At 75.6% G+C, this 20,175-nt stretch carries 10 protein-coding genes; 5 read left to right on the forward strand and 5 right to left on the reverse strand.

From position 1 onward, the window contains the following. Window positions 1-58: 58 nt before the first annotated feature. Both ACSLIC_RS13440 and ACSLIC_RS13445 read left to right on the forward strand, forming a co-directional pair. Entirely contained in the window at window positions 59-670 is a 612-nt protein-coding gene (locus ACSLIC_RS13440) for a TetR/AcrR family transcriptional regulator (protein WP_436737904.1), read from the forward strand. A gap of 583 nt (window positions 671-1,253) precedes the next feature. After that, on the forward strand, window positions 1,254-2,201 hold the full coding sequence (locus ACSLIC_RS13445) for a DUF4184 family protein (RefSeq protein WP_436737905.1): 948 nt from the start codon (window positions 1,254-1,256) through the stop codon (window positions 2,199-2,201). A gap of 171 nt (window positions 2,202-2,372) precedes the next feature. On the opposite strand, the gene ACSLIC_RS13450 is transcribed toward ACSLIC_RS13445, so the two are convergent. The 3 genes from ACSLIC_RS13450 to ACSLIC_RS13460 all read right to left on the reverse strand — a co-directional run bounded on the left by ACSLIC_RS13450 (window position 2,373) and on the right by ACSLIC_RS13460 (window position 5,292). Further along, window positions 2,373-2,936 carry a hypothetical protein gene (locus tag ACSLIC_RS13450; protein ID WP_436737906.1) on the reverse strand — a complete coding sequence of 188 codons (564 nt, stop codon included), beginning with the start codon at window positions 2,934-2,936 and terminating at the stop codon, window positions 2,373-2,375. Continuing rightward, a complete protein-coding gene (locus ACSLIC_RS13455; protein WP_436737907.1) occupies window positions 2,933-4,372 on the reverse strand; it encodes an ATP-binding protein in 1,440 nt (479 codons plus the stop codon). The genes ACSLIC_RS13450 and ACSLIC_RS13455 overlap by 4 nt, the downstream gene beginning before the upstream one ends. A 233-nt stretch (window positions 4,373-4,605) precedes the next feature. Then, window positions 4,606-5,292, reverse strand: coding sequence for a response regulator (locus ACSLIC_RS13460; protein WP_436737908.1), 687 nt, complete (start codon window positions 5,290-5,292; stop codon window positions 4,606-4,608). Window positions 5,293-5,499: 207 nt separating this feature from the next. Between ACSLIC_RS13460 and ACSLIC_RS13465 the strand changes: the two genes are divergently transcribed. From ACSLIC_RS13465 to ACSLIC_RS13475, 3 genes are all read left to right on the forward strand, one after another. Then, entirely contained in the window at window positions 5,500-6,402 is a 903-nt protein-coding gene (locus tag ACSLIC_RS13465) for a DUF3152 domain-containing protein (protein WP_436737909.1), read from the forward strand. 803 nt (window positions 6,403-7,205) lie between these two features. Next, window positions 7,206-8,456: an MFS transporter gene (locus ACSLIC_RS13470; protein WP_436737910.1), complete on the forward strand. Its 1,251-nt coding sequence runs from the start codon at window positions 7,206-7,208 to the stop codon at window positions 8,454-8,456. A 251-nt stretch (window positions 8,457-8,707) separates the two neighbouring features. Then, window positions 8,708-9,391, forward strand: coding sequence for a sensor domain-containing protein (locus tag ACSLIC_RS13475; protein ID WP_436737911.1), 684 nt, complete (start codon window positions 8,708-8,710; stop codon window positions 9,389-9,391). A gap of 68 nt (window positions 9,392-9,459) precedes the next feature. On the opposite strand, the gene ACSLIC_RS13480 is transcribed toward ACSLIC_RS13475, so the two are convergent. Together ACSLIC_RS13480 and ACSLIC_RS13485 are read right to left on the reverse strand one after the other, a co-directional pair. Further along, a complete protein-coding gene (locus ACSLIC_RS13480; RefSeq protein ID WP_436737912.1) occupies window positions 9,460-9,669 on the reverse strand; it encodes an MbtH family protein in 210 nt (69 codons plus the stop codon). Between the two features lie 66 nt (window positions 9,670-9,735). Continuing rightward, window positions 9,736-20,016 (reverse strand): amino acid adenylation domain-containing protein, encoded by a 10,281-nt coding sequence (locus ACSLIC_RS13485; RefSeq protein WP_436737913.1) that lies wholly within the window; start codon window positions 20,014-20,016, stop codon window positions 9,736-9,738. Window positions 20,017-20,175 lie beyond the last annotated feature (159 nt).

The following is a 20,175-nucleotide window of genomic DNA, read 5'->3' on the forward strand; positions in this document are numbered from 1 at the left end:
GCCCGCCGGCCGGTACATCGCTCCCGGCCCCATCAGCCCCTCCAGGAGCCCGTCCCGCATGCCGAAGATCAATGCCTCCACCGTCGCCGAGCACCGCGCCCAGCAACGCGAGGCACTGATCGGGGCGGCGATCGACATCCTGGTCAACGAGGGTGCCGCCGCCGTCACACCGGCGGCGGTCGGCGCCCGCGCCGGCCTGGCCCGCTCCAGCGTCTACCAGTACTTCGCCTCCTCGGCAGCCCTCCTGGCCACCATCACGGAAGAAGCCTTCCGGCGCTCCAACGAGGCACTCACCCGTGCCCTGGCCACCGCGAACGGTCCGCTGGAACGCGTCGAGGTCTTCTTCGGGGAAAGCCTCCGCCTCGCGGCCGAGGGCGCGCACCGGCCCGCCGTCGCCCTCATGGACGCCGGCCTTCCTCCGGCCTGCCAGCAGCGGCTGATGGAACTCCACCTGCAGCAGGTCGAACCGTTCCGCGCCGCCGTCCGGGAGCTCGGCGTTCCCGAGCCCGCACTCACGGCGGACCTGATCGCCGGAATGCTGCACACCGCCCTGGCCGCCGTCGAGAACGGCACCCCTCTCGACACGGTCACACGGCGCACCCTCGCACTCGTGCGCCGCTGCCTCACCCTGGCCGGTGGCACGGTCCGCGCGCGGGAGGAAGGGGCCTGAAGCCGTTGTCTGCCAGATTCGGCACCAGCTTCTGGACACCCTGGTGATCGGTGTCACGCCATCGTGGAAGCCACCCACTCCCGCACTCGACCTGCCTGGCCTCGGCCGGGCCCTGTTCCGCGTCAAGGCGGAGCCGGCCACCGAACAAGCGGCGAAGGCGGAGCGGAACTCCTCAGCAGCGCTGGACTGCACGGACACAAGCAGGCCGTCGACGCCACGGTTGCCGAGGAGCGCGAGTTCGGTACCCGTCATCCTCTCCAAGCCCGCCATGCCGACCGCGTGCCCCGACTTCCGGACGTGCCGCGGAAGGAAGGAAGTCGGTGCGCCACCGCTGACCCCGGCCCCCTTCGGAACATGCCCCGGGGGACTGCCGCCGCGCGGCGTGTTCGTCCACCGGAGCCGTCCGGTCCCTCACGCACCTGGTGGTGGTCGGTCGACGTGCATAGTCTCTCCGGTGTCCCCTTCGTGAGTGCCGTCCGGCCCGGCCGGCCGTGTGACTCCGTATGCCTCGGGGCCGGTGGTACCCGCAGCGCGGCAGGCGGTGGCCCGCGGCCGGGCTCGTCCGACAGAGAAGATCACCGACATGCCGTTCACCTTGTCCCATCCCGCCGCCGTGCTGCCGTTGCTGCGTGGGCCCTTCGTTCCGTCGGCGCTGGTCGCGGGCTCCGTGGCTCCCGACGTGCCGTACTTCCTGACCGCCCTCGGTCTGTCCGCGTCCGGCGCCGAGGACTGGTACGAGCCCTTCCTCAACGCCACGGGGACCCACGCTTTCGGTGCGGGCCTGCTGGTGAGTCTGGGGTTCTCCGTAGGCCTGGTGGCCGTGTACCGGATGGTGCGGGCGCCGATCACGGCGCTGCTCCCCTCCGGCCTCGGCCTCCCGGGGCCGGAGCGGCCGACCGGCCTGCCGGCCAGGGCCCGGTACGTGCTGTGGCTGCTGGTCTCCGCGCTGGTCGGGGTCGCCTCCCACGGCCTGTGGGACGCGTTCGTCGGGGGGGATTTCCTGGTCTTCCGGGTGGAGGCGTTCCAGGACCCGGCCCTGGGGGGCCTGTCGTTCGCCCGGCTGTCGCAGTACGCGAGCACTGCCCTGGGGTTGGCGGCCGTCGGCTGGTGCCTGTGGCGACGTCGCGGGCGCTCGCGGGCCGGGGGCGGGGCGGTCGTCCGCCTGCGGCCTCTCGCGCGGTGGGGTGTGGTGGCCGCGCTGGTCGTGGCTCCCGTACTCGGTGGCGCTGTGGGCGCCCGTGGCGACTTCGACGCCCACCGCCATGCGGAGGTGGTCGACCACAGCCGCCCGATCACCGTCGACCTGGGCGGCGGGGCGAGCGAGACGACCTATCCCTCCACGATGGTCCCGGCGCCGTGGGGGACCGTGGCCGAAGGGGTGTCGACCGGCGTCGCGAAGAGGGCGGGCGCCTGCTTCGCGGTCGTGCTGCTGCTGTACGCCGCCGCCTGGCAGTTCGGCGCCGTGCCCCGGCGGCGGGCGGCGGGCGCCGTCCCCTCGCCGGTGCCGGCGTCCGGGGAAGAGCGCCGCTGACGACGGCCCGGCCACCCTCCCGGCCGGAGTGGCGCGGCTCCCTCGGCTCTCGCCGCCCGGGGTGTGGCGGGAGCGGCGAGCGGTTCGGTGGGGGCGCGGGGAGGTCCACCGGGGTCCTGCTGTCGGCGCGGGGCCGCCCGCCTCGGGTCGCGGTTCGGGCCGGGCCGGGCGTCAGGGGGTGAGGGGGCAGGCGTCGTCCGACTGCGTCATGGTCCATCCGTCTCCGCGTATCCGGACGACGCCGGGTGCGGCGGGACTGAGCACGGCTCCGTCGGGGGTCTCCTCCTCGGACAGGGGCACGGGGAGCGACGGTGTCGCCAGCGCCACGGTGCAGATCAGCTGGAGCATGCCCTGGTGGCTCAGCGGGGACCTTTCATCCGGGAGGCGTACCGAGAGGACGCCGTCGTCGTCGAGGGACACCAGCGACGCCCGCGACAGGCGGGGCAGTTCGGTGGTGGCCGTCACGGACTCGCGCGGGGTCGGTCCCTCGAACAGCATGCGTACGGCGACCGCGAGGCTCCCGGTACCGGTCGTGCGGGGGTAGGCCGTCAGCTCTCCGTCGTCGAGGAAGAAGAGGGAGGTGGTGGTGGGCGGGGAGGGCCTCGGGTCGGAGGAGACCATGCCGCTCGCCGGTTCGCCGGCCTCGATGACGCCGGACGGCGGGACTCCGCAGGCCGCGAGCATGGCGGAGGCCAGGAGGCCGGCCGACAGGGCGGTCGCCCGGATGCTCTTCACCGTGTGCCTCCGTGTGCGCGGGTGCCCATGCCGGCCTCGCTTTCGCCCCGGCTCTCGCAGCCGTCGTCGGTGGTGTGCAGCGGGAGTTCGGCGGTGAACACGGCGCCGCCCCTGGGCAGGTTGGCCGCCTGGATGCGGCCGCCGTGCAGGCGGACGTTCTCCGCCGTGATGGCCAGGCCGAGGCCGCTGCTCTCGCTTCTGCTCCGTGAGGCGCCCGCCTTGTAGAACCGCTCGAAGATGTGCGGCAGGGCCTCCTCGGAGATCCCCGGGCCGTTGTCGGTGACCTCGATGACCGCCCAGGCGGTGCCCGCCTGCTCCTTGCGCACCCCCAGTGTCAGTCGCACGGGGGGCGCACCGTGGCGTAGCGCGTTGCCGACCAGGTTGGCCGTCACCACGTCGATCCTGCGCGGGTCGACGTCCGCGCGGAGTGCTCCCGGGCCGGGAAGCCTGGTCTCGACCTGCTCCTGCCAGCCACGGGAGGTGAGGGTGCGGCGTACGGACTCGGCGAGGTCGATCTCGTCGTGGTGGAGTTCGGCGGCTCCCGCGTCGAAGCGGGAGATCTCCATCAGATCGTTCACCAGCGCGCTCAGTCGGCCCGTCCCCTCGCTGATGAGCTGGAGGGCGTCACCGGCCTCGCCCTCCAGGTCCAGCAGGTCGGTGACGGCCGACATCGCCGCCAGCGGAGTGCGCAGCTCGTGGGAGACGTCCGCCACGAAGCGGCGCCCCTGGGCCTCCAGGCGCCGCAACTCCGCGATGGTGCGCTCCAGTTCGGCTGCCATGTCGTTGAACGAGGAGGACAGGTCGGCCAGTTCGTCGGAGCCGGTGACGGCCAGCCGTACGTCGAGGTGGCCCGCGGCCATCCGGCGTGTCGCCCGGCGCAGCGCCCGTACCGGGCGCAGGACGCCGCTCGCGGCGACCAGGGCCAGGACGACGGCGAGGCAGAGGGCCACCAGGGTGGCTCGCTCGATGCCGCTCACTATGGCCCGGACGTACGCCTGCTCGGTCTTCTGCGGCACCTCCAGGTACAGCGCCGTCCCGGAGAGCCTTTCCGTGTCGTCGGCGGCGGTGTAGGTGACGGGCATGCCGACGACGAGGTGTGGTTGACCGTCGACTTCGACCCGCTGGAACACGGCGGCGCGTCTGCCCTGTACGGAGCGGCGCAGGGCGGGGCTGAGCCGGGTGAATCCGGGTTTCGGCGCGGAGGCGCGGAGGTGGCCGTGCGTGGCCATGACGCGCCAGCCCGAGGACGGGTTCGCGTACAGCACCTGGTTGACCGCGGCCTGGAGGTCGGCCCGGTCCGGGTCGGGGGAGAGGCCGGGCGCGATGGCGTTGACGCTGGTGCGGAACTGGCGGATGACGGAGTCCTGGCTCTGCTGGAGCACCGCGGTGCGCGCCTCGCGGAAGGCGAGGGCTCCCGTGCCCAGGGCGCTGGCCATGGCCACCAGCACGAAGGCCGCCAGCAGGCGGGGGCGCAGGCCGCGAAGGGGGAGCGGGATGCGTGTCAGGGCGGCTCGGAGGGTTCTCAGCGGGCCGGTTCCGGAGGCGGGTGCCTCGTCGGCTGTGGGGGCCCCGCGCGGGTGCTCGGCCGCCTCCGGGCGTCCGGCCCTTCCGCCACGGGGGGTTCCGTGGGGCGGGCCGGTCGTCTGCCTCCGCGCGGAGCGCGGGTCGCTCATGGGCTGCCGAAGCGGTATCCGAAGCCGCGTACGGTCTGCACGTAACGGGGGTTCCGGCCTTCGCCGAGCTTGCCGCGCAGCCGCTTCACGCAGGCGTCCACCAGCCGTATGTCGCCGTGGTAGCTGTGTTCCCAGACCGATTGCAGCAGTTGCTGGCGGCTGAACACCTGGCCGGGGGAGGCGGACAGGGTGAGCAGCAGCCGGAGTTCCGAGGGAGCGAGGGAGACGGCCTCACCCCCATGGGTGACCTCAAGTCCGGCGCGGTCGATGACCAGTTCGCCGTGGGCCTCCGCCCGGGGGCGGGCGCCGTCGGGCAGCGTCGCGTCCTGTCTGCGCAGGACGGCCCGGATGCGGGCGTCGAGCACCCTGGCCCGTACGGGCTTGACCACGTAGTCGTCCGCGCCGGCCTCCAGCCCCACGACCACGTCGATGTCGTCGCCCCGGGCCGTCACCACGATGATCGGCACCTGGTCGCGGTCCCTGATGCGGCGGCACACGTCCAGGCCGGAGATGCCGGGCAGCATGAGATCGAGGATGACGACGTCCGGCCTGAAGGGGCGGAGTCGTTCCAGCCCCTCTTCACCCGTCTCCACGGCGAGGACCTCATGGCCCTGATGACGCAGGCTCAAGTGGAGGGCTCTGCGCACATCTTGGTCATCTTCGACAATCAGGACCCGTGGCATCCCGGCAGTGTATGCACGTCGGATGAGATGGCCGGCGCGGGGAGGGGCGCCCTTCGGATGCCGTTACACAACGATCACAACGGGCCGGCGGGTGGGTGGCCCTGCCCGGCCCGGTCGCGCGGGCGACCACGGGAGGGCGCGCACCGTTACCCGTTCGTGACGGTGTCGGCTCACGGCGATCATCTGAGCTGAGCAGCTTGAGCGGCCATGCACTCGGTACGACAGCGGCGATCCGCGTTTCCCGCAGGCAGCACCGCGGCCGTTCACCAGGGCGGCCGTCGGCGCCGTTCCTCCCATCGCCGGGCGCGTCCGCGCCGCCGGGGCCGGTACCTGCTGACCGCCGTGCTGGTCGCTCTCGGCGTGCTGGGCGCGGCGGCGTACTTCCTGGCGCCCCCGTATTTCCCGGGAGGGAGCGGGAGCGACGCGGCGGGCGGGGCGACGCACTCGCCGAGCACCCCCGCTCCGACCCCGACCGCCAGTTCCCCGCTCACCCCCACCCCGTCCCCCAGCCCCACCCCGAGCCGGACCGAGATCGACGTCCCCCCGACGGGCAGTGGGACGTTCGTCAGTGCGGGGGCCGGGAGCGCGGCGGTGGGCAGTGGTTCCCGCCCGCTGCGCTACGTCGTGCAGGTGGAGACCGGCCTCGACGTCTCGCCGTCCCGGGCCGCGAAGGAGATCGCCGGGATACTCGCCGCCCCGCGCGGCTGGACCCAGGACCCGGACGTCGCGTTCCAGCTGGTGGGCGAGGGGGCGCCGCACGACCTCACCGTGAAGATCGCGACACCGGGGACGGCGGACGCCCTGTGCTGGGCGGGTATCCAGCAGGACACCGGGGGCGAGTACAACTGCGAGGTCCCCGACGGGGTGGTGGTGAACCTCAAGCGCTGGGTCGAGGGCTCGCCCACGTTCGACGGGCCGATCCACGACTACCGGGCGCTGATCATCAACCACGAGATGGGCCACTACCTCGGCCATTCGCACGCCACCTGCGCGGGCGTCGGGCTGCCGGCGCCCGTGATGATGCAGCAGATCAAGGGCCTGCACGGGTGTGTCGCCAACGCCTGGCCCTACGACGAGGAGGGCGCCTTCGTCACCGGGCCCCCTGCCTGAGCGCACCGAGGGCTGGGCGGGGCGCCAGGGGGACTGTTACCGCTCGGTCATCTGCCGAGCCCACGGCGATGAACTGCCGGCGCCACCGTGATCGGCGTGTTCCCCCGTGCCAGTGGCACCCCCCTCTTGATCGGACGGACGTTCATGACGTGATCCCGCACTGTCCAAAGGCTGTTCGTGGGGGTGAGCCTGCTGCCCCTGGCGGCGGCCTGTGGTTCCGGCCCGGATTCCCCTTCGGCGGACGGGAGGAAGACGGCGGCCGGGGCGGCGGGGCAACTCGACGTTCCCGCCGACACGCATGCCGAACTCAAGAAGCAGTACCTCCTGGAGAACGCCCTCGCGGCCTGCATGACGAAGCAGGGGTTCACCTACACCCCCGTGGCCCCCGGGGACCTGGAGGCGTCCTGGGCCACCGACGGGGCGGACTGCGCGCTGAACCGGTCGACGCCTTGCGCTCGTAGGCGGAGCCGGGGTGCGCCGTACGCGCGCGGGCCCGTGGTGGCGGATCGGCCGGTGCACGTCCGAGCCCTTCTCGGGGGTGGTCTGTGGGCCGAGGGTGTTCGCGTACCTCCGCGGGGGCCTTCGTCGGCGGGCGGCGTGGCGCGGCTCACTCCCTTCTTCGGGCGCTACCCGGAATGACCTGCCTGTCGCGCGCGCTGCTCTTCGAGGGGCCCGGGAGCCGGGCCCCGTTCTGGCGCGCGCTGGGCGATGGGGCTCGGCGTGGGCGGAGTACCCGGTGGCCGTGGGCCTCGCCCGCCTGCCCGTCCGATCGTCCGTGACCGTTGCCCCCGGAGGTTCCCGCCATGCCCTTGGCCCTGCTCGCCCTATCCGTCGTCGCGTTCGGGATAGGGACGACCGAGTTCGTCTCGATGGGGTTGTTGCCGCAGATCGCCGACGGGGTCGGGGTGTCCGTGCCGCAGGCGGGGAATCTGGTGTCCGCGTACGCGCTCGGGGTGGTCGTCGGGGCGCCGTTGCTGACGGGGCTCGGGGCGAAGATCCCGCACAGGAAGCTGCTGCTTCTGCTGGCCGGGCTCTTCGTGGTCGGCAATGTCGCCTCCGCTGTGGCGCCGGGGTTCGGGACCTTGTTCGCGGCGCGGGTGCTGGCGGGGTTGCCGCACGGGGCGTTGTTCGGGGTGGGGGCCGTGGTGGCCTCGCGGCTGGTGGCGCCGGAGCGGGCGGCGCGGGCGGTGTCGACCATGTTCCTGGGGCTGACCGTGGCCAACATCGTCGGGGTGCCGGCCGGGACCGCGCTGGGGCAGCAGTTCGGGTGGCGCTCGGCGTACCTGGCGGTCGCCGTGATCGGGCTCGTCGCGCTGGCGTCGCTGGCGCGGTTCGTACCGCACCAGCCGCGTGCCGAGGGGGCGGGCGTGCGGCACGAGCTGCGGGCGATGGGCAACCGGCACATCGCGATCGGCCTGGCCACCGCCGTGGTCGGCTTCGGCGGCTGCTTCGCGGTCTACAGCTACCTGGTGCCGATGCTCACCGAGGTCACGGGGATGGCCCAGTCGTCGACGACGCTGGTACTCGCGCTGTACGGCGTGGGCATGACGCTCGGCACGCTGCTCGCCGGGCCGATGACCGACCGGGCGCTGCGCCCGACGCTGTACGGCGGGCTCGCCATCATGGCCGTCGTGCTGTTCGCGTTCTACTTCGCGGTGCAGCACACCGTGACGGCCCTGGTCTGCGTCCTGCTGATCGGCGCCATGGGCTCCTTCATCACCACCCCGGTCCAGATGCTCCTGATGGCCAAGGCGGAACAGGCCCCGACCATGGCCGCCGCCTCCAACCACTCGGCGTTCAACCTCGCCAACGCCGGCGGCGCGTGGCTCGGCGGCCTGGTCATCTCGGCCGGCTGGGGCTGGGCCTCGCCCGCGCTGGTGGGGGCTTCGCTGGCGGCTGTGGGGCTGGGGCTGGCTGTGGTGGGCGGCGTGATGGACGCAGGGCGCGGGCCGTGGGGGCAGGGGAAGCGGTCGACCGTGGTGGCCGGTGCCGGTGCCGGTGCCGGTGCCGGTGCCGGTGCCGTGAGCGGGGCCGAGGTCGAGCGGGCCGGCTGATCTCGTCCGGCCACCGGCGCCTCTCCCGCCGAACCGTGGCCGCCGACCGTGCCGGCCGGGCGTGAGTGGCGGGCGTGGAGGGCGGGCCCGCCGGACCCTCCACCCGGGGGATTACCCCACCCCCCGTCCGCCCGGCCGCCCCATGTCGCCGGAGGGTGCCCGGGCGGCATCGTGGAGTACGCGCCGAGGCCCCGCGAAGGACGGCCCCGGGGCGCTCCCCGTCCCCTCCGTCTCCCGGATTCGAGGTCACCATGGCCACCGCCGACGTCCCCACCGCGTGCCCGCTGCCGCATGTGTCCGATCAGACCCCCACCGTCGTACGCCGGGGGCCGCTGTCGGCCGCCGCCTGGCGGGAGTACGGGTACGTGTTCACCTCGTTCCCGGTGGCCATCGCCGGGTTCGTCTTCGTCGTCACGCTGTTCTCGGTCGGGGCGGGGCTGGCGGTCACCGTGCTCGGGCTGCCGGTGCTGGTGGCGCTGCTGGCCGGGGCGCGGGGGCTGGGCGCGGGGGAACGGGGGCGGGCCGCCGCCGTGCTGGGGACGAAGGCCGAGGCGCCCGCGCCGATGCCGCGAGGCGGGATCAAGGAGCGGCTGGCGGACGCGGCCGGGTGGAAGGCCGTGCTGTTCCAGGTCGTCATGTTCCCGTGGCGGATCGCCTCGTTCGTCATGACGCTGACCTTGCTGGTCACGGGGTGGACGGTCGCGCTGCTGCCGCTGTACGCCTGGGTCTTCCCGACCTTCGTCGGCTGGCCTGGCTACCGGCTCTTCGCGTACACCGACGCCGTCGGTGTACGCCACACCTACTACCTGGAGTCCTTCTGGCAGATCGGCGCGGCCTCGCTCCTCGGCATCGGCCTGGTGCTGCTGACCCCGGTCGTGGTGCGGGCGCTGAACCGGGTGGACCGGGCGGCGGTACGGGGGCTGCTGGCGGGGTGAGGCGGCAGCACGACGACGGGCCCGGCCTCCGCTCACGCGAGGCTGGGCCCGTCGTCGCGCGGCGTGGCTCACACGGTGACGGTGCGGCGGGCGCTGCGGGGGGTGAGGTCGGTCCAGTGCTCCTCGACGTAGGCGTGGCAGGCGTCCTGGTCGGCGGGGCCGAAGACGGCTTCCCAGCCGTCCGGGACGGCGGCGAAGGAGGGCCACAGGGCGTGCTGGCCCTCGTCGTTGACGACGACGCGGTGGTGGGTGCGGGGGTCGTCGAAGGGGTTCGTCATGAGGGGACTCCTGGGACAGGGGTGTGGGACAGGGACAGGGACAAGGGACAAGAGGCGGGGCGTGGGTCAGGAGGCCGGTGGGGCGGCCTCGTCCAGTGCGGCCAGGGCCTTGGCGAGGACCGGGCCGACCGTGGCGCGGGCGTCGGGGGACATCAGCTGGGCGTGGGCGCAGGCGACGTCGGTGTTGCGCAGGGGGCCGGTGAGGTACGGGTCCCAGAGGGCGTGGGGGAAGGCGTCGGCGGGGCGGCCCTCGGTGGCGGTGAAGAAGAGGACCGGGCCGTGGAAGGCGCGCGGGGTGTAGCGGCGCAGCAGCCGGGCCTGGCCGGCGAAGTTGTCGACCATGGCGTCGATCGTGGCCGGTTCGAGGGCGCCGAGCGGGCTGCCGACCCGGCGGAACTCCTCCCGTACGGCGGCGGCGTCCACGCCGTGGCTGCCCTCGGCGGACTCCCCGCCCACGCCGAGGTTGGCGAGCAGCGCCCGGAAGACCGTGTCGCGCGGGGCGCTGTCCAGGTCGTCCTGGGGGGCGATGGGGAAGGCGTCGAGGAGGGCGAGGAGCGCCACCTCCTCGCCCTCCTCCTGGAGCTGGACGGCGATCTCCTGGACGACGTTGCCGCCGAAGGACCAGCCGAGCAGGCGGTACGGGCCGTGCGGCTGGACGGTGCGGAGTTCGGCGACGTAGGCCGCGGCCATCGCCTCGATGGTCTCGGGGAAGGGCGCGTTGCCGGCGAGGTTGGGGGTCTGGAGGCCGTACAGCGGCTGGTCGGGGTCGAGGTGGGGGAGGAGTCCGGCGTACGGCCAGGCGAGGCCGCCCGCCGGGTGGACGCAGAACAGGGGCGGCAGGGAACCGGTGGGGCGCAGGGGGAGGAGGGTGGCGAGGGAGTCGTCGGCGGCGGCGGAGTCGAGGCGGTCGGCGAGGGCGGCGACGGTCGGGGCCTCGAAGAGGGTGCGGATGGTCAGGTCGGTGCCGAGGGTGGCGCGGACGCGGCCGATGAGGCGGGTGGCGAGCAGGGAGTGTCCGCCGAGGGCGAAGAAGTCGTCGTCGATGGTGACGCGTTCGGCGCCGAGGGCTTCGGCGAAGAGGGTGCAGAGCACGTCCTCGCGCGGGGTGCGCGGGACCCGGCCGCCGGTGGGCGCGGCGAGGGGCCGGGGTGCGGGCAGGGCGGCGGTGTCGAGCTTGCCGTGCGCGGTGAGCGGCAGGCGGTCCAGGGTGGTCCAGCCGGTGGGGACCATGTACGCGGGCAGGTGGCGGGCGGCGTGGGCGCGGACGTGCTCGGGCTCCGGGTCGGCGCCGGGGACCGGGACCAGGTGGGCGGTGAGGGCGGTGCCGGCGTGCGGGTCCTGGTGGGCGAGGACGGCGGCGTGCGCGATCTGCGGGTGGGCTTCGAGGACGGCGGCGACCTCGGCGGTCTCCACTCGGAAGCCCCGGATCTTGACCTGGCCGTCGGCGCGCCCGGCGAACGTCAGGCTGCCGTCGGCTCCCCGTACGGCGCGGTCGCCGGTGCGGTACATGCGGCTGCCGGGCGGCCCGTACGGGTCGGGGACGAACCGGGCGGCGGTCTCGGCGGGCCGGGTGGGGTAGCCCAGGGCGAGGCTGTCACCCGCCAGGTGGAGGTCGCCCGGGACGCCGGGCGGAGTGGGGCGCAGGGCCGCGTCCAGGACGTGGGCGCGGGTGCCGGTGACGGGGTGGCCGAGGACCGGGCCGGGGGTGTCGGCCAGGTCGGCGGTGAGGGTGTCGACGGTGGCCTCGGTGGGGCCGTAGAAGTTGAGGCAGCGGGTGGCCGGGGCCGTGCGCAGCCGGGTCCACAGGGGTGCGGGGACGGCTTCGCCGCCCAGCGCGAGGACGGCAGGGTGGTGGGCGCCGTCGGCGAGGAGCCCGGCGTCGAGCAGGTGGGTGGTGTGGCTGGGGGTGGTCTCCAGGACGTCGAGGCGGTGGGTGCGGACGGCCTCGACCAGCGCTTCGGGGTCGCGGCGGGTGGCGTCGTCGAGCAGGTGCAGGTGGTGCCCGTCGAGCAGCCACAGGAGCGGGTCCCACGCCGCGTCGAAGGTGAGCGCGGCGGTCAGGGCCACGGCGAGCCGGGTCCGGCCGGTGGCGCGGACGGCCGGGGCGAAGAGGTGGCGCCGGTGGTGGTCGAGGAGCCGGGCGAGGGAACCGTGGCCGACCAGGACGCCCTTGGGGGTGCCGGTGGAGCCGGAGGTGTGCAGCAGGTAGGCGGGGTCGTCGGGAGTGGGGCGCGCGCCGGTGTGCGCGGACCTGGCCCAGGGCCCCTGGTCGAGGAGGAGGCGGGGCTGCCCGGTGGGCAGCAGGGGCGCGGTCGCGGTGGTGGCGAGGGCCAGGCGCGGACCGGCGTCGGCGAGGACGGCGGCGAGGCGCGCCTCGGGCAGGGCGGGGTCGAGCGGTACGTGGACGGCGCCCGCCTTGAGGACGCCGAGCAGGGCGGCGACGGAGTCGGTGGAGCGGGGCAGTAGGACGGCCACGCGGTCGCCGCGGACGACGCCGCTGGCGGTGAGCAGCGCGGCCACGTGCCCGCAACGGGCGTCGAGTTCGGCGAAGGTCAGTGCTCCGTCGGGTGCGGTGACGGCCGGTTCGCCGGCCCGCGCCGCGGCGACGGTGTCGGCGAACCGGTCCAGCACGGTACGGGTCACCGGCTCGCCCGGCTCCCCGGCCCCGAGCGCCAGCAGCCGGGCCTCCTCCTGGGCGCCGTACAGCGGGAGTCGGCGTACCGGGGTGTCGGGTGCGGCGGTCGCGGCGGCCGTGAGGTGGGCGAACCAGGCGGCGATGCGGCGGGCGGTGTGGTGCTCGAAGCGGTCGGCGCTGTACTCCAGGGTGCCGGTGAGCGCGCCGTCCTCTTCGCGGAGGCTGAAGGAGAGGTCGAACTTGGCCCCGCCGGAGGCGACACCGTCCAGGGTGGCGGCGAGGTGGGGCAGGTCGAGGCGGGGCGGGCGGGTGTTGTTGAGGGTCAGCATGGTCTGGAAGAGGGGGTGGCGGTTGAGGGAGCGGGTCGGGCGGACCTCCTCGACCAGCCGCTCGAAGGGGAGGTCCTGGTGGGCGTAGGCGGCGAGGTCGGTCTCCTTCACGCGGGCGAGCAGGGTGCGGAAGGTGGGGTCGCCGCCGGTGCTGACGCGCAGCGGCAGGGTGTTGACGAAGAAGCCGACCAAGGGGTGGAGGGCCTCGTCGGTGCGTCCGGCGACGGGCGTGCCGACGGTGAGGTCCTCGCCCGCGCCGGTGCGGCTCAGCAGCGCGGTCAGCGCGGCGTGCAGCACCATGAACGGGCTCGTCCCCGTGGCCCGCGCCAGCCGCGTGACGGCCTCGGTGGTGGCGGGCGGCAGGACCAGGGCGACGGTGCCGCCCCGCCCGGTGGCACGGGCCGGCCGGGGCCGGTCGGCGGGCAGCGGGACCTCCTCGGGCACGCCTAGCAACTGCTCGCGCCAGTAGGTGAGTTGTCTGCCGCCCAGCGAATCGGGGTCGTCCGGGTCGCCGAGCAGGTCCGCCTGCCACAGCGTGTAGTCGGTGTACTGGACGGGCAGCGGCGCCCACTGCGGTACGCCTCCGGCGGTGCGGGCGGCGTACGCCCCGGCCAGGTCCTCGGCCAGCGGCCCCATCGACCAGCCGTCGGCGGCGATGTGGTGCACGGTGACGAGCAGCACGTGGCGCTCGGCGCCGAGGGCGAACAGCTCGGTGCGCAGCGGCGGTTCGGCGGACAGGTCGAAGGGCCGGGCGGCGGCCTCGCGCAGGGCGGCATCCAGTCCCGCCTCGCTCACCGGGGTGGACGGGAGGGCGGGCCGGGCCTCGCGGGGGTCGAGGACCGCCTGGTACGGCTCGCCGTCGTGGTCCCGGACGCGGGTGCGCAGGCTCTCGTGGCGGGCGGTGAGGTCGGCGAGGGCGTCCCGCAGCGCCTCCCGGTCGAGGCGGCCGTCGAGCCGGACCGCGATCGGGATGTGGTACGAGGCGTCGGCCGGGTCGAGGCCGTGCAGGAACCAGAGGCGGCGCTGGGCCGGGGAGAGCGGCGGGCGGGCCGGGCGTTCCGCGCGGCGCAGGGCGGGCCGGGCGGGCCGGGCCGTGTCGAGGCGGGTGGCGAGGGCGGCCGGGGTGGTGGCGTCGAAGAGGGTGCGGACGGAGAGTTCGACGCCGAAGGCGGAGCGGACGCGGCCGATCAGGCCGAGGGCGAGCAGGGAGTGGCCGCCCAACTCGAAGAAGTCGTCGTCGCGCGTGACGTGCGGCTGTCCGAGGCATTCGGCGAAGAGCGCGCAGAGGATCTCCTCGCGGGCCGAGCGGGGCGCGGCGCCGTCGGCGGGCGTCCGGGGCTCGGGGGCGTCGGGGAGGGCGGCGAAGTCGGTCTTGCCGTGCACGGTGAGCGGGAGCGCGGCGACGGGGACGACGGCGGCCGGGACCAGGTACGAGGGCAGCCGGGTCGCGAGGTGGGCGCGCAGGTCGCGGCCGGCCGGGCGGTGCCCCTCGCCGGGCACGACCCAGGCCAGCAGGCGCCCGGAGCCGTCGGGCCCGGGGCGGACGGTGGCGGCGGCCTGGACGACTGCGGGGTGGCGCAGCAGGACCGCCTCGACCTCGCCGGTCTCCACGCGGAAGCCGCGCACCTTGGCCTGCCCGTCGGCGCGGCCCAGGTATACGAGCCGCCCGGCGCGGCGCCGGACCAGGTCGCCGGTGCGGTACATGCGGCTGCCGGGCGGGCCGTACGGGTCGGGCAGGAAGCGGTCGGCGGTGGCGGCGGGGGCCCGCTCGTAGCCGAGGGCGAGGCCGGGGCCGGTCAGGTACAGCTCGCCGGTGGCGCCGGGGGCCGCCGGGGCGAGGCGGGCGTCGAGGACGCGGGCGCGGACCCCGGTGACGGCGCGGCCCAGGTGCGGGCGGGTGCCCGGGGTGAGGGGCGCCACGAGCGCGTCGACGGTCGCCTCGGTGGGGCCGTAGAGGTTCCAGGCGGCGACGCCCTGGAGGGCGGCCAGCTCCTCCCACAGGGCCTCGCCGACGGGCTCGCCGCCCAGTGCGAGGACCCGGGGCCGGGGGTGGCCGGGCGTGAACAGGCCGCAGGCCCGCAGCTGTTCGAGGAAGGACGGAGTGGTCTCGACGACGTCGATCGCCTGGGCGCGCAGGTGGGCGGTGAGCGCCTCGGGGTCGCGGCGGGTGGCGTCGTCCACCAGGTGGAGTTCGTGTCCGGCCGCCATCCACAGGATCGGGTCCCAGGAGGCGTCGAAGGTCAGGGCGGCGGTCAGCGCCACCCGCAGCCGCCGCCCGCCGGCGGCGGCCTCGGCCGGGCCGATGAGGTGTGCGCGGTGGTGGGCGTGGAGGTGGGCGAGGGCGCGGTGGTCCACGACGACGCCCTTGGGGCGGCCGGTGGAGCCCGAGGTGTACAGGACGTACGCGGCGTCCTCGGGCCTCGGCGGCGCCGGGAGCGGGCCGGTGGCGGGCCAGTCGTCGGGGTCCTCGGCGAGGACCAGTCGGGGGTGGCCGGTGGCGGGGACGTCCGCGTCGGTGGTGGCGGTGGTGAGGATGAGGCGGGGGTCGGCGGTGCGCAGGACGAGGGTGTTGCGGGCGGGCGGGTGGGTGGTGTCGAGGGGGACGTGGACGGCGCCGGCGCGGAGCACGCCGAAGAGGGCGGCGAGGGCGGCGGCGGAGCGGGGCAGGGCGAGCACGACCCGGTCGCCGGGGCGGACCCCGGCCGCGGCGAGGCGGCGCGCGAGGCGTTCGGCACGCTCCCGCAGCTCGCCGAAGGTGAGCTGCCGGTCGGCGGCGACCACGGCGGTACGTCCCGGGTCGGCGGCGGCGCGGGCGGCGAGGAGGTCGGGCAGCGTCCGGCCGGGCCCGGCGGCCGGCAGCGCGGGCCCGCACGCGTCGAGGGCGGCGGCGCGTTCGCTCGGGGAGAGGAAGGGCAGGTCGGTGAAGGGCGTGTCCGGGTGGTCGAGGAGGGCGGCGAGCAGGGTGGTGAACCGCTCGGCGTACCGCTCGGCCGTCGCCTGGTCGAACAGGTCCTCGCTGTACTCCAGTTCGCCCCAGATCCCGTCCGGGGCACCCTCGGCGGTGTGCCGCTCGGCGAGATCCCAGGTGAGGTCGAACTTGGCGCCGCTGCGCCCGGTCGCCTCGTCGCGGCGCACGGTCAGCCCGTCCAGGGCGGCGCGCGGGGCGGGCGTGTTGTCGAGGGCCAGCATGACCTGGAAGAGCGGGTGCCGTGCCGGGTGGCGCGGCGGGCGCACGGCGCTCACCACCCGTTCGAACGGCAGCTCCTGGTGGGCGAGGGCGGCGAGGTCCGCCTCGCGGACCCGGGCCAGTAACGTGACGAGGTCCGGGTCGCCGGAGGTGTCGGTGCGCAGCGCCAGGGTGTTGACGAAGAAGCCGACCAGCCCGGCGAGGGCCTCCTCGGACCGGCCGGCCACGGGCGTCCCCACCACCAGGTCGTCGCCCGCCCCGAGCCGGCTCAGCAGGGCGGCCAGCGCGGCGTGCAGCACCATGAACGGGCTGGCCCCGTCGGCGGCGGCCCGCTCCAGCAGGGCCCGGTGGGTGGCGGCGGGCACGCGGACCCGGACGGCGCCACCCCGTCCCGAGGGCTCCTCGGGGCGGGGCCGGTCGGCGGGCGGCGCCGACTCGGCCGGGGCGCCGTCCAGTACGGCCCGCCAGTGTGCGAGCTGGCGCGCGGCCCGTTCGGTGGGCCGGTCCGGGGTGCCGAGCAGTTCCCGCTGCCAGAGCGCGTAGTCGGCGTACTGGACGGGCAGCGGCGGCGGTTCGGGGGCGCGGCCCGCCTTGCGCGCGGCGTAGGCGTCGCTCAGGTCGGCGAGGAGGGGGAGCATCGACCAGCCGTCGGCGGCGATGTGGTGGAAGGTGAGGACGAGCAGGTGGTCCTGGTCGCCGTCGGTGAACAGCCGTGCTCGCAGCGGCGGTTCGCTGTCCAGCGCGAACGGCGTGGAGTCCGGCTCCGCCGTCCCGGTGCGCGGCAGCGGCGCCACGGCGAGCGGTACGGGAGCGGGCTCGCGGACGATCTGGCAGGGCCCGTCGGCGTCCTCGCCCACCACCGTGCGCAGGCTCTCGTGGCGCGCGGCCACGTCGCCGAGGGCCGCTGCCAGCGCCTTTCGGTCGAGCGGCCCGGTCAGCCGCAGCCCGACCGGCAGGTGGTACGCGGTCCCGGCGCCGCCCAGCCGCTCCAGCAGCCACAGCCGGTGCTGCGCCCCGGAGAGCGGTACGCGGGCGGGCCGGGGGCGTACGGCGGCGAGCGGGGGCCGGGCCGGGGCGGTGCGGTCGAGGGCGGTGAGCAGTGCGGCCGGGGTCGGGTGGTCGAACAGGGCGCGGATCGCCACCTCGGCGCCGAACGCCTCCCGGACCCGGCCGATCAGCCGGGTGGCGAGCAGCGAGTGGCCGCCGAGCCGGAAGAAGTCGTCGTCGCGGCCGACCTCGTCCACCCCGAGGCAGGCGGCGAACTGGGCGCACATCCGCTCCTCGTCCACGGTGCGCGGGGCGCCGCCCGCGGCGCGCGGCACCGTGGCCTCGGGGAGGCGGGCGGTGTCGAGCTTGCCGTTGGGGGTGAGGGGGAGCCGGTCCAGCACGGCGTAGAGGGCGGGCACCAGGTGGTCGGGGAGGGCGGTGGCGAGCAGCTCGCGGACCTCGGCCGGGTCGGTGCCGCCGGGCCCGGGGACCAGGTAGGCGGCGAGTCGGCGCTCCCCGCCCGGCGGGCCGGCCGGCGCCACCGCGGCGTCGGCGATGCCGGGCAGCGCGCGCAGCGCCGCCTCGACCTCGCCGGTCTCCACCCGGTGCCCCCGGATCTTCACCTGGTCGTCGGTGCGCCCGAGGAACTCCAGCGTGCCGTCGGGCCGCCACCGCGCGAGGTCCCCGGTGCGGTACATGCGGGCGCCCGGCGGTCCGTACGGGTCGGGCAGGAAGCGGCGGGCGGTCAGGCCGGGCCGTCCCGCGTACCCCCGGGCGACGCCCTCGCCCGACAGGTACAGCTCGCCCGGGGTGCCGAGCGGCATCGGGTGCAGGGCGCTGTCCAGGACGTAGGCGCGGGCCCCGGTGACGGGGCGGCCGATGGTCGGGGAGGTGCCGGTGACGCGGGCGGTCACCGCGTCGACCGTGGTCTCGGTGGGCCCGTAGTAGTTGAGGACGATGAGGTCGTCGTGGGCGCGGAGTTCGGCCCACAGGGCGTCGCCGACCGGTTCGCCGCCGAGCGCGAGGACGCGCGGGCGGTGGCCGTCGCCGGTGAGCAGCCCGGCGGCGAGGAGCTGGCGCAGGTAGCTGGGGGTGGTCTCGACGGCGTCGATCCGCTGTTCGGCGAGGAAGGCGGCGAGTGCCTCGGGGTCGCGGCGGGTGGTGTCGTCGGCGAGGTGGAGTTCGTGCCCGGCCAGCATCCACAGCACCGGGTCCCAGGAGGCGTCGAAGGAGGTGGCGGCGGTCAGCGCCACCCGCAGCCGCCGCCCGAGCGCGTCGGCGGCGAGCGCGTGCGCCTCCCTGCGGTGGTGCTCCAGCAGGTTGGCCAGCGAACGGTGCTCGACCACCACGCCCTTGGGGCGGCCGGTGGAGCCCGAGGTGTAGATGACGTACGCCGCGTCGTGCGGCTCGGGCGCGGGCGGCTCCTGCTCCCCGCCGCCCCCGCCCGGCGCCACGGCGGCCGGGTCGACCAGCTCCAGCCCCTCGTGCGGCACCGCCGTCCCGGGCCGCGCCACCAGCGCCACCGGCGCCGCGTCCTGGAGCATGTACGCCAGCCGGTCCACGGGGTACGACGGGTCCACGGGCAGGTACGCCGCGCCGCACCGCAACACCGCGAGCAGCGCGGTCACCAGGTCGGCGGAACGTTCCAGCCCGACCGCCACCCGCTCCCCGGGCCGCGCCCCGCGCGCCGCCAGCTCGGTCGCCAAGGACCGTACGCGTGCGTCCAGTTCGGCGAAGGTCAGCCGCTCGTCGCCGCTGACCACGGCGGTGGCCCACGGCGTCCGTGCCGCCTGCGCGGCGAACTGCTCGGGCAGCGTCGGCAGCGGCCCGCCCTCGGCCACCGGGCCCGTCCCGAGCCGGACCAGCCGGGTGCGCTCGGGCGCCGGTACGAGCGGCAGGGCGCCGACGGGCCGCTCCGGGTCCTCGGCGAAGGCCGCCAGCAGCCGGCAGAACGCCTCGTGGTGGCGGGCGAGTTCGGCCTCGCCGTACCGTTCCGCGTCGCCCAGCAGGTCGATCCGCAGCCCGCCGTCCCCGTACGAGGCGTGCGCCGCCACCGCCAGGTCCTCGACGGGGCCGACGGAGAGGTTGTGCAGGGTGGCCGGGAGCGGGCCGAAGGCGAGCGCGTCGTCGAAGGCGAGGACGTTGACGGCCGGGCCCGCCTGCGCCTCCCGGACCCCGAGGCCCCGGTCGCGGCGCAACTCCTGGGCCGGGTAGCGCTGGTGGCGCAGCACCTTGCGGGCCTCGGCGGAGGCCCGCTGGGCGACGTCGGCGACGCGGTCGGCGGGCGACACGGTCAGCCGCAGCGGCAGCACGTGGGAGAGCATGGCCGGGGTGGTCCGCGCGGCCGGGGTCCGCCGCCCGGTCACCGGAAGCCCCAACACCACTTCCTCCAGCCCGCGTTCGCGGTGCATACAGACCCCGAGCGCCGCGATCAGGAAGGTCGGCCACGCCACCTTGGCCCGCTTCGCCGCCGCCCGCAGCCCGGCCGCCTCCGGTGCGCCGAGCTGCCGACTCACCGCCCGCACCCGGCGCGCGGGACCGCCGGGCGCCCCGTCCGCGAGCCCGGCGGGCGCGGGGGCGCCGTCCAGGTAGCGGCGCCAGAACTCCCGGTCCCGCTCCCGCAGTTCACTCCCCTCGTACGCCTCCTCGTCGGCGAGCACCGGCGCGAGCGGCGCGGGGCGCACCGGCACCGGCTCGCCGGGCGCGGTCACCAGCAGGGTGTAGACCTCGGCGATCCGGGCCAGCGCCAGCACCGCCCCGTACCCGTCCACGGCCAGGTGGTGCACCTGCTGGTGGAAGAGGTGGTGCCCGTCGGCCAGTCGGTAGAGCGCCATCCGCACCAGCGGGCCGCCCGCCAGCTCGGCCGGGCGCGCCAGCTCGGCCGTCATCCGCCCAAGGGCCTCCGCATGCGGGTCGGCGTACCCGGAGACGTCGACCACCGGCACCTCGATGCCGGCGCGTGCCCGTACCCGCTGCCACGGCACGCCGTCCCGCTCCAGGAAGGTCAGCCGCAGCGCCTCGGTCTCCTCCTCGACGTGCCGCACCGCCCGGCGCAGCGCCCGCACGTCCAGCTCCCCGCGCACCTCGGCGTACTCGGCGACGTTGAACGCGGGGCTGTCCGGGTCGAGCCGCTGGGCGAACCACAGACCGCGCTGCGCGGCCGTCAGCGCGAGCGCGGCGGACGGGGGATCGGACGGGACAGAGGGCACGCTGGCTCACCTTCGGAACACGGGCACGGGGGGGTGGGCGGCGCTCTCGAAGATCGCCGCACGGGCAGTCAACAAGCGATTCGGAGTCCTGTCCGGAAGGGTTCGCCCGTGTGACGCAGGCCACGGTCGTACAGCCGTATTTCTGCTCCTTCCGGGCGA

This window comes from Streptomyces sp. BBFR102, assembly GCF_051397025.1.
Taxonomy (GTDB): Bacteria; Actinomycetota; Actinomycetes; order Streptomycetales; family Streptomycetaceae; genus Streptomyces.

Coding starts and splice junctions, on each gene's coding strand:
- ACSLIC_RS13440 (WP_436737904.1), top strand. CDS start 59: ATGCCGAAGATCAATGCCTCCACCGTCGCCGAGCACCGCGCCCAGCAA.
- ACSLIC_RS13445 (WP_436737905.1), top strand. CDS start 1,254: ATGCCGTTCACCTTGTCCCATCCCGCCGCCGTGCTGCCGTTGCTGCGT.
- ACSLIC_RS13455 (WP_436737907.1), bottom strand. CDS start 4,372: ATGGCCAGCGCCCTGGGCACGGGAGCCCTCGCCTTCCGCGAGGCGCGC.
- ACSLIC_RS13460 (WP_436737908.1), bottom strand. CDS start 5,292: ATGCCACGGGTCCTGATTGTCGAAGATGACCAAGATGTGCGCAGAGCC.
- ACSLIC_RS13465 (WP_436737909.1), top strand. CDS start 5,500: ATGCACTCGGTACGACAGCGGCGATCCGCGTTTCCCGCAGGCAGCACC.
- ACSLIC_RS13470 (WP_436737910.1), top strand. CDS start 7,206: ATGCCCTTGGCCCTGCTCGCCCTATCCGTCGTCGCGTTCGGGATAGGG.
- ACSLIC_RS13475 (WP_436737911.1), top strand. CDS start 8,708: ATGGCCACCGCCGACGTCCCCACCGCGTGCCCGCTGCCGCATGTGTCC.
- ACSLIC_RS13480 (WP_436737912.1), bottom strand. CDS start 9,669: ATGACGAACCCCTTCGACGACCCCCGCACCCACCACCGCGTCGTCGTC.